Source organism: Spirillospora sp. NPDC049652 (genome assembly GCF_040675125.1).
GTDB lineage: Bacteria > Actinomycetota > Actinomycetes > Streptosporangiales > Streptosporangiaceae > Spirillospora.
This window is the reverse complement of sequence record NZ_JBFAOF010000227.1, coordinates 1-9,020: the sequence shown is the minus strand read 5'-3', so window position 1 is coordinate 9,020 and position 9,020 is coordinate 1. Positions and strand designations below refer to the sequence as shown.

Sequence of the window (9,020 nt, the reverse complement as noted above, 5' to 3'; positions counted from 1 at the left end):
GCGGCGGCCGACCGCGCGCCGCGCGCCAGGCGGTTCAGCCCAGCGAGCGGCGCGTGCCGGACTCCGCGGACAGCCGGATGGCGTCGAGGAGTCTGTGCAGCTCCAGGGCCTCCTCGAAGGTGGGGACGGACGCGGGGGAGTCGGCGAACGCCTGGTAGGCGAGGGCCACGTTCGCCGCCGGGGTGCCCTCCAGGCCGGGCGGAAGGACGTTCAGGTCGGCCGGGAGGTCGAGTTCGCGCGGGACACCGCCGGGTTCGCGGTTGCCGAGCAGAACGAGGTTGTCGATCTGTACGCCCGCGCCGCCGCGCGACAGCAGCGTGAGGTCGCCCTCGGTGCCGGCGATCTCGATGCGGGTGCCGGGGGCCGTGACCTTGGCGTAGTGGATGTGCGCGGAGAGCGTCGCGCCGGACGCGAGGGCGCCGGTCACCACGACCTGGTCGGGGCTGTCGGACTCGACCGGCTCGCCGGTCTCGGCGACCGTGTAGTGGACGCGCTGCACGGCCAGGCTCGCCGACAGCTCAGCGACGGGCCCGGCGAGGTGCTGGACGAGGTCGAGGTGGTGGCCGCCCGCGACCTCAAGGGTGCCCGCCGCGTTGCGGACGTCGGCGGTGTAGGACGACCAGCCGGGCAGCGTGCCGTCCGCGCCCTTGAAGAGGGCGCCGTAGACGTTCACCGAGGTCACCCGGCCGACGTACCCGTCGGCGAGCAGGCGGCGGGCGTGCGCGGCGGCGGGGGAGAAACGGGCCTGCAGCCCGACGGCCGTGCGGACACTGGTCTCGGCGGCGAGCTTCACCACGCCCTCGGCCTCCTCGGTCGTGCGGGTGAGCGGCCATTCGGAGAGGACGTCCTTGCCCGCGTCGAAGGCGGCGCGGATCAGCTCGTCGTGCGCGGGCACCTTCACCGTGATGGCGACCAGGTCGACGTCCGGGTGGGCGGCGAGTTCGCGCGGATCGGTGAACGCGTGCGGGACGTCGAACCGGCGGGCGGCCTCGCGGGCGCTCTCCTCGCGCCGGGTGCCGACGGCGGTGATCTCGAAGCCGGGCAGCGCTCGCAGCGCGGGGATGTGGGCGCGGGACGCCCAGCCCTGGTCGGGGTTGGCCCCGATGATGCCGACGCGGATCGCGGACATGGTGAACTCCGTTCCCGGGAAGCGGACGCGTGCCGTCCGGATGCCGAGGACTCTAGGACAAGCGGACGCGCCTTGTCCACTTAATCCGGACGCGTGTCGTCCGTTTGCTAGGATCGTCCCCATGCAGACCGTGAGCGCCGTGGACCGCCTCCTGGACGACGGTTCCGGGCGCGTCCCCCGCGCCGACGCCCGCCGCAACGTGGAGCGGCTGGTCGCCGCCACGCGCGAGGCCGCGGCCGAGGGCGGCGAGATCACCGCGCACGACATCGCGCGCCGCGCGGGCGTCGGCGTGGGCACCTTCTACCGGCGTGTCGGCACCCTCGAACGGCTCCTCCAGGCCGTCCTGGAGGAGATCATCGGCGAGATCCTGGAACGCGGGGACCAGGGCCTCGCCGATCCGGACCCGTGGACCGGCTTCCGCGACTTCGCGGCCTCCTACCTGCGGCTCCGCAACGAGCTGTGCGACGTGAACCAGGCGATCGGCGGCGTGCTGGACCACGAGCGCGCCGAGCTGCGCGACCGCGTCCGGCAGCTGGTCGAGCGCGCGCAGGACGCGGGGGCCATCCGCCCCGACGTGTCCTGGACGGACGTGTCGTTCCTGCTGGTCGGGGTGTCCACGGGCGCCCACACCATGGGCATCCACGCCGGCCCGTCGCAGTGGGAGCGCAACCTCGCGATCGTCCTCGACGGCCTGCGCACGCCCGTCCCCACCCCGCCGCCCGGCACCGCCCCCCGAGCCCCGGAGACCGAGACGGCCCGGTAGCGGAGATCTCCAGGTCGTGCCGGTCCCGCCGGGGCGGAATCCCCGGCGGGCGGACGCCGTTGACTCACGTGTGATGCATGGCGAATACAAGGTGCCCGGTGGGAAGCTCGTCGTCGCCGACGTGGACGTCGTCGACGGCCTGATCCGCGACCCCCGGATCAGCGGTGACTTCTTCCTCGAACCGGACGAGGCGCTCGACGCGATCAACCGCGCGCTCGACGGCCTGCCCGCCGGACTGGAGGCGCGCGACCTCGCCGCCCGCGTGCAGGCGGAGCTGCCCGAGGGCACGGTGATGCTGGGCCTCACGGCCGAGGCGGTCGGGATCGTGGTGCGCCGGGCCATCGCCCGCGCCTCCGACTGGCGCGACCACGACTGGCGGCTCGTCCACGAGGGGCCGCAGCCGCCCGCCCTGCACATGGCGATCGACCAGGTGCTCGCCGAGGAGGTCGGCGCAGGCCGCCGCCCGCCGACGCTGCGGATCTGGGAGTGGGGCGCGTCCGCCGTGGTCATCGGCAGTTTCCAGTCGCTGCGCAACGAGGTGGACGGCGACGCCGCGCGCTCCCTGGACGTCGAGGTCGTCCGCCGGATCAGCGGCGGCGGCGCGATGTTCGTCGAGCCCGGCAACACCATCACCTACTCGCTGTACGCGCCGGAGTCGCTGGTCGCGGGCATGTCGTTCGCCGAGAGCTACGCCTTTCTGGACGACTGGGTACTCGGCGCGCTGGCCGAGCTCGGCGTCCGCGCCTGGTACCAGCCGCTGAACGACATCACCTCCGACCACGGCAAGATCGCGGGCGCGGCGCAGAAGCGGCTCGCGAACGGCGCCGTCCTGCACCACGTGACCATGTCCTACGACATCGACGTGGACAAGATGCTGCAGGTGCTGCGGATCGGCCGGGAGAAGCTGTCCGACAAGGGCACCACCAGCGCCAAGAAGCGCGTCGACCCGCTGCGCCGGCAGACCGGCCTGGCGCGCGACGAGATCATCCGCCGGATGGTGGCGCACTTCCGCACCCGCTACGGCCTCACCGCGGACACCCTCACCGACGACGAGCGGATCCTCGCCGACAAGTACGTCGCGGAGAAGTTCGCCACCCCGGAGTGGACCGCCCGCGTTCCCTGATCGCCCGCCCTCCTGGTCGCCCGCGCTCCCGGAACGGCCGTGCGCCGTGATCGGCCGCGTTCCTTGATCACCGGTGGCGGATCTTGCCGTTGTGGCGGGGGCGGGCCGCCGGTTAGAACGAGGGCATGAGCCGATACCCGTATCCGGTCGTCCCCGCCCCCCGGTTCGACGTGCCCGCCGAGCGGGCCGTCGAACGCGCGCGGGCGTTCGCCGACACCATGACGCTGCGCCGAACCGTCCGGGACTTCGCGCCCCGGCCGGTGCCGCCCGAGGCGATCGAGCACGCGCTGCGCGCCGCGGCGACCGCGCCGAGCGGCGCGAACGTCCAGCCGTGGCGGTTCGTCGTCGTCACCGACCCCGAACGCAAGCGCAGGCTGCGGGAGGCGGCCGAGGCCGAGGAACGCGAGTTCTACAAGCACCGGGCGTCGCCGGAATGGCTGGAGGCGCTGGCCCCGCTCGGCACCGACTGGCGCAAGCCGTTCCTGGAGGACGCCCCGGCGGTGATCATCGTCTTCGAGGTGCACAAGGGGCCGAGTTCGCCGCGACCATACTATGTAAAGGAATCCGTCGGGATCGCCGTGGGCTTCCTGCTCGCGGCGCTGCACCAGGCGGGCCTCGCGACGCTCACCCACACGCCGAGCCCGATGAAATTCCTCAACGAGGTCTGCGAGCGGCCCCGGGAGGAGCGGGCGTACGTCGTCATTCCGGTCGGCTATCCGGCGGACGACGCGATGGTCCCCGACATCACGAAGAAGCCCGTGGACGAGGTCGTCATCCACCTCTGAATCCGCGATCGACCCACGCCGGATCCACCTCTGACGCTACGCCTGACCACGGCCCGGATCAGGGAAACGGCACAAATGCCAAAGGGAATCGGCCGGGGCACGGAGAACCCGCCCCGGCCGATTCCCTCCGCCCAGGAAACCTGGAACGGTCAGCCCTTCAGAATGGCTTCGGCCAGCTTCTTGTCCCGGGCGACGCGCACCAGCGCGGACGAGAACCGTCCGATCTCCTTGTCCGGCACCTCGTCGGCCAGGCGCTTCGGATCGGCCGGAAGGCCGAGGCGTTCGGCCCCCTTGAGCGCCTGCCCGTCGATGTAGGGACGCAGCCACGGCCAGATCTGCTGCGCCTCGCGGCAGAAGATGTCCACGCCGACCGGCCCGATGCCGGGGAACTCGCGCAGCAGCTCGCCGGCGCGCTGGGCGTCGCGTCCGGCCTCGATGGGCAGCCGCCGCAGGTCGCCGCCGTACTTGTCGAGCACGAGGTCGGCCATGTCGCCGAGGCGCGTCGCGGTGCTCTCGTCGTAGCGGACGTAGTGGCCCCGGCCGAGCGCGTCCACCCGCTGCTGCCAGGTCAGCCGGGTGAGCCCGCGGGCCGTGCCGCCGCCCGCCGCGAACACCTCGCGCGCGGCCGCCATCGCGATCTCCGACCCGATCCGGGCGCTGAGCAGGTTGGACAGGACCAGCAGCCGGAACAGCGCACCCGGCTGGTCCTTGAGCGCGATACCCGCCTCCTCGGCGTAGGTCTGGCCCGCCTCACGCAACAGCCTCTTCACGACAGCGTCCATCAACGCACCTCCCGTCAATCGCGCTTTACCCAGGCACGCGCGATTGACGCCTGCGGAGGCGTGATCAGAGCAGGCTGAGCTGGCCCTCGCCGGCGAGCGGGTCGCGGTGGCGCTTCAGGTGCCGCCAGCGGGGCAGGTCGTCCAGATACGACCAGGACATCCGGTGGTGCGGGGTCGGGCCGTGCTCCTCCAACGCCTTCTGGTGGACCGGCGACGGGTAACCGGCGGCGTCGGCGAACCCGTACCCGGGAAAACCGGTGTCAAGCGCGGCCATCAGACCGTCCCGGTGCACCTTGGCCAGGACGGACGCCGCCGCCACCGTGACCGACCGCTGGTCGGCCTTGACCTCGCAGCGGACCCGCCAGCGCGGATCGCGGACGTAGTCCATGTCGCCGTCGAGCAGCACCAGGTCGGGCGGCTCGGGCAGCGCGGACAGGGCGCGGACGGCCGCGCGCCGCAGCGCCGCCGTCATCCCGAGTTCGTCGATCTCCGCCGGGGAGGCCGCGCCGATCGCGTGCCCGTCCAGCCAGTCCGGCAGGATCTCGGCGAACGCCTCCCGGTGCGCCCGGGTCAGCAGTTTGGAGTCGGTGAGCTTCACTTTCCTACCGCCGCGGCCAGGGAGTTCCGGCGGGGCCGAAAGGTCGGTCACGGCCGCGCACACAACGACCGGCCCCGCCCACGCGCCCCGGCCGACCTCGTCCACGCCCGCGATCCGCACCGGACGGCCGGTCAGCGCCCGCAACTCGTCCTCGATCTCGTATCCGGCGACGCGCGGCAGGCGCTTACCGGACGGTTCGGGCGCGTCGGTCTCCAGGCCCGGCAGGGCGATGTCGGCGAGCGCCGAAGCGTCGGCTTGCGAGGCGGTTGCGGCGGACGCGGAGGTCGCGGGACGTGCGGACTCGGCAGCGGACAAGGGTTCTCCCGGACCTCGGAGGCGTGCGGCGGTCTAGATCGTACGGGCACAGCCCGGCCCCGGCGCGCCCGGACGCGCTGTGAGCAGGCACCCTGTCAGCCGCGACGCGCGACACGCGTGATGTGGTCTCCGGCCCAGGGGGGTGTGCTCAGAGCCAGCCGTTCTGGCGGGCCGAGCCCACGGCCTCGATGCGGTTGCGCGAGCCGGTCTTGCCGATCGCGGACGACAGGTAGTTCCGGACGGTGCTCTCCGACAGGTGCAGCCGGCCCGCGATGTCGGCGACCGTCGCGCCGTCGGCGGCGGCGGCCAGCACGTCCCGTTCCCGGTCGGTGAGGGGGTTCGGGCCGACCGAGAGGGCGGCCGTGGCGAGCGCCGGGTCGACGACCTGCTCGCCCGCGAGGACGCGGCGGATGGCCGCGACGAGGTCCTCGATCGGGCCGTCCTTCACCAGGAAGCCGCGCGCGCCCGCCTCCATGGCCCGGCGCAGGTATCCCGGCCGCCCGAACGTGGTGACGATCAGGACGCGGCAGGACGGCAGGTCGCGGCTCAGGTCGGCGGCGACGTCCAGCCCGGTGCGGTTCGGCATCTCGATGTCCAGGACGGCGACGTCCGGACGGGTGCGCAGGGCGGCGGGCAGCACCTCGGCGCCGTCCGCGACCTGCGCGACGACCTCGATGTCGTCCTCCAGGCCGAGCAGCAGGGCGAGGGCGCCGCGCATCATGCCCTGGTCTTCGGCGAGCAGCACTCGGATCACCGGATCATTCTCCACCCGCCGGGACCGGCACCGTCGCCGCCAGGACGAAGCCCGACCGGGACGGCGTGGTCCGCAGCGTCCCGCCCGCCGCGCCGACCCGCTCGCCGAGCCCGGACAGCCCGTTCCCCGCCGCCGCTCCCTCCGCCTCGGTCGCGCCGGTCGCGCCGCGGCCGTCGTCGGAGACCTCCACCGATGCCTCGGACCCGTCGTTGCGCACGGTGATCACGCACCGTTCCGCCCCGCTGTGCCGGATCACGTTCGTGACGCCCTCGCGGACGACCCAGCCGAGCAGCGCGTCCGGGCCGGAGGGCAGCGGCCCGCCGGAGCGGCGCACCACCGCCCGGACGCCCGCGTCGGCGAGCGCCGTGCGGGCGTGGTCGAGCTCGGCCGCGAGGCCCCGGCCCCGGTAGCCGCTGACGGCCTGCCGGACCTCGGTGAGCGCCTGCCGTCCGACCTGCTCGATGTCGGCGGCCTGCGCGGCGGCGAGCGCGGGGTCGCGCTCGGCGAGCCGCCGGACGGCCTGCGACTTCACCACCATGAGCGACAGCGTGTGGCCGAGCAGGTCGTGCAGGTCGCGGGAGAACCGCAGCCGCTCCTCGGCGACGGCGGCGTGCGCCAGCTCCTCGCGGGCCTCGCGCAGCAGCGCGATCACCGAGAACAGCCGGATGACGATCGCGGTGACGGTGCTCGCCGAGACGGTTCCCCACCAGATGCTGTCGGCGCCGTCGCCCTCCATCCCGCCGAGCCAGATCGTCACGCCCGCCGTGCCGGAGACCCCGCCCACCAGCAGCAGCAATCCCCATTCGGGACGCGGCGACTGGTTGGGCAGGTGGCCCGCGACCGTCCCGGCGGCCAGGCCGGCGAGCGGGAAGAACACGTACCAGCGCGAGCCGAGCTCCGTCGCGGCCCCGGCCGCGGCGGCGGTCAGCAGGGCCACGCCCGCCGTCGGCAGCCAGAGGGGGAGGCGGGCGTCGAAGGCCGCCATGACCGTCCCGACGTATCCGGCCAGGAACACCGCCAGGAGGGGAGCGGCCAGCCACAGCGGATGGGCCGAACCCCGCAGGACGTCCTGGAGCGGCCACCAGGCGAGGATCACCCAGAACACGAACCCCCAGGCGGACGGGCCCTTCTCGTCCATCCGGTCCAGGTCCATGGAGGGCCGTCGCGGAACACGGTCCCGGACGATCCGCGGGGCCCGCGCCCCGATCGCACGCCGCATCAGCGGATCACTTTTCGCACGTCGATACCGTATGTCCACCTGGTCACACCTCCTTCACGTTCGCGCCACAGCATTCGCACGCTCCATCCCCCCCGGGGGACTGGCTGCCCGGTCACACCGTCCGCGCGGCGCGGCGGTAAGCGACCACCGAGAACACGGTGAACGCGGTCGCCCACGCGGTCAGCACGCAGACGCCCACCAGGGTCGGCGCGTGCCCGCCCGCCACGTTCCATGACAGCTCGCCGTACCGGTTGACCGGGGTGACGCGCGCGATGTCCGCCACCCAGGACGGCATCAGCTTGATCGGGAACCACAGGCCGCCGAGCAGGGACAGGCCCATGTAGAACGCCAGCGAGGCCATCTGCGCCTTCTGCGCGGTCAGCAGGTACCCGAACCCGACGCCGAGGACGGCGAGCGGGGAGATCCCGAGCCACAGCAGCACCAGCACCGCGGCCCAGCGGCCGGGCGACAGCGAGACGCCGTCCACCAGGGCGCCCGCCAGGCACACCGCGAGGATCGGCGGTAGCGCCGCGACCATCGCGCACACCGCGCGCCCGACGACCACCTGGGACGGCCCGAGGGGCAGCAGCCGCAGCTGCCGGATCCAGCCGAGCGGCTTGTCCTCGGCGATCGAGACGCCGTTCGTCATGACCGCGCCGATCGCCCCGAACCCGGCCATCCCCACCATCGAGTAGACGGCCCCGTCGGAGCTCGTGCCGCCGCCGAGGTCGAGGTTGGTGAAGACCAGGTACATCGTGAGCGGCGACACCAGCGTCATGATCAGGTAGCCGGGGTCGCGCAGCAGCCGCAGCATCTCCAGCCGGACATAGTGGACGAGCATCATCGGACGGCCTCCTCGGCGTGGGTCAGGGTCAGGAACGCCTGCTCGAGGCTCGCGCCGGTGACCTCCAGGTCCCGGACGGCCCCGGCGGCGGCGAGCGCGAGCACGGTCGCGTCCGCGTCGGTCGTGTGCAGCCGGAGGCGGCGGCCGTCGAGCTCGCTGCTCACCACGCCGGGCAGGCCCGCCGGGTCGAGCGGCGCGGCCGCGTCGACGCTGACCGTGCGGCCGGGGACGCGCCGCTTGATCTCCTCGCTCGTGCCGTCCGCGACGACCCGGCCCCGGTCGACCACCACGATCCGGTCGGCCTCGGCGTCCGCCTCCTCCAGGTAGTGGGTGGAGAACAGCACCGTCGCGCCGCGTCCGGCGCAGGCCCCGATCGCGGCCCACAGCTCGCGCCGGGACTCGATGTCCAGCGCGGCGGTCGGCTCGTCCAGCACGATCAGGTCGGGCGCGCCCGCCACCGCCATGGCGAACCGGACCCGCTGCGCCTGGCCGCCCGACAGCGCGTCCGCGCGGCGTCCGCCCAGGTCGGAGATGCGCGCCACGGCCATCAGCTCGTCCAGGGACGACACCGGCCCGGGCGCTGCCGCCGCGTGCGCCCGCTGGACGAAACCCACCAGCTCCCGCACCGTCACGCCGCCGATGAGGCGTCCGGTCTGCGGCATCGCGCCGACCCGTCCGGCCCGGACGGCGCGCTCCGGCGTCCCGCCG

Annotated in this window: 10 protein-coding genes; 3 read left to right on the top strand and 7 right to left on the bottom strand. The window is 73.7% G+C overall.

Annotated elements, in window-relative coordinates; translation table 11 throughout:
* Nucleotides 1-34: 34 nt before the first annotated feature.
* Entirely contained in the window at nucleotides 35-1,129 is a 1,095-nt protein-coding gene (locus AB0J52_RS16960; RefSeq protein WP_500182521.1) for a Gfo/Idh/MocA family protein, read from the bottom strand.
* Nucleotides 1,130-1,250: 121 nt separating this feature from the next.
* Between AB0J52_RS16960 and AB0J52_RS16955 the strand changes: the two genes are divergently transcribed.
* From AB0J52_RS16955 to AB0J52_RS16945, 3 genes are all read left to right on the top strand, one after another.
* Complete coding sequence (locus tag AB0J52_RS16955; RefSeq protein ID WP_500182520.1) at nucleotides 1,251-1,892, top strand: TetR/AcrR family transcriptional regulator; 642 nt, start codon at nucleotides 1,251-1,253, stop codon at nucleotides 1,890-1,892.
* Between the two features lie 73 nt (nucleotides 1,893-1,965).
* The gene (gene lplAB / locus AB0J52_RS16950) at nucleotides 1,966-3,015 is read left to right on the top strand and encodes a lipoate-protein ligase LplAB (protein ID WP_500182519.1); all 1,050 of its coding nucleotides are present in this window, start codon (nucleotides 1,966-1,968) and stop codon (nucleotides 3,013-3,015) included.
* A 125-nt stretch (nucleotides 3,016-3,140) separates the two neighbouring features.
* On the top strand, nucleotides 3,141-3,800 hold the full coding sequence (locus AB0J52_RS16945) for a nitroreductase family protein (protein WP_500182518.1): 660 nt from the start codon (nucleotides 3,141-3,143) through the stop codon (nucleotides 3,798-3,800).
* A gap of 149 nt (nucleotides 3,801-3,949) precedes the next feature.
* Here the strand turns inward: AB0J52_RS16945 and AB0J52_RS16940 are convergent, their stop codons facing one another.
* The 6 genes from AB0J52_RS16940 to AB0J52_RS16915 all read right to left on the bottom strand — a co-directional run.
* The gene (locus AB0J52_RS16940; protein WP_500182517.1) at nucleotides 3,950-4,582 is read right to left on the bottom strand and encodes an HhH-GDP family DNA glycosylase; all 633 of its coding nucleotides are present in this window, start codon (nucleotides 4,580-4,582) and stop codon (nucleotides 3,950-3,952) included.
* A gap of 64 nt (nucleotides 4,583-4,646) precedes the next feature.
* The gene (gene rnhB, locus AB0J52_RS16935) at nucleotides 4,647-5,360 is read right to left on the bottom strand and encodes a ribonuclease HII (RefSeq protein ID WP_500182522.1); all 714 of its coding nucleotides are present in this window, start codon (nucleotides 5,358-5,360) and stop codon (nucleotides 4,647-4,649) included.
* A 283-nt stretch (nucleotides 5,361-5,643) separates the two neighbouring features.
* Complete coding sequence (locus AB0J52_RS16930; RefSeq protein WP_500182516.1) at nucleotides 5,644-6,249, bottom strand: response regulator; 606 nt, start codon at nucleotides 6,247-6,249, stop codon at nucleotides 5,644-5,646.
* Between the two features lie 4 nt (nucleotides 6,250-6,253).
* Nucleotides 6,254-7,468: a sensor histidine kinase gene (locus AB0J52_RS16925; protein ID WP_500182515.1), complete on the bottom strand. Its 1,215-nt coding sequence runs from the start codon at nucleotides 7,466-7,468 to the stop codon at nucleotides 6,254-6,256.
* Nucleotides 7,469-7,580: 112 nt separating this feature from the next.
* Nucleotides 7,581-8,312 (bottom strand): ABC transporter permease, encoded by a 732-nt coding sequence (locus AB0J52_RS16920; protein ID WP_500182514.1) that lies wholly within the window; start codon nucleotides 8,310-8,312, stop codon nucleotides 7,581-7,583.
* Nucleotides 8,309-9,020, bottom strand: a 712-nt coding sequence (locus AB0J52_RS16915) for an ATP-binding cassette domain-containing protein (protein WP_500182513.1), incomplete at its 5' end; no start/stop codon positions are given. The genes AB0J52_RS16920 and AB0J52_RS16915, both read right to left, overlap by 4 nt.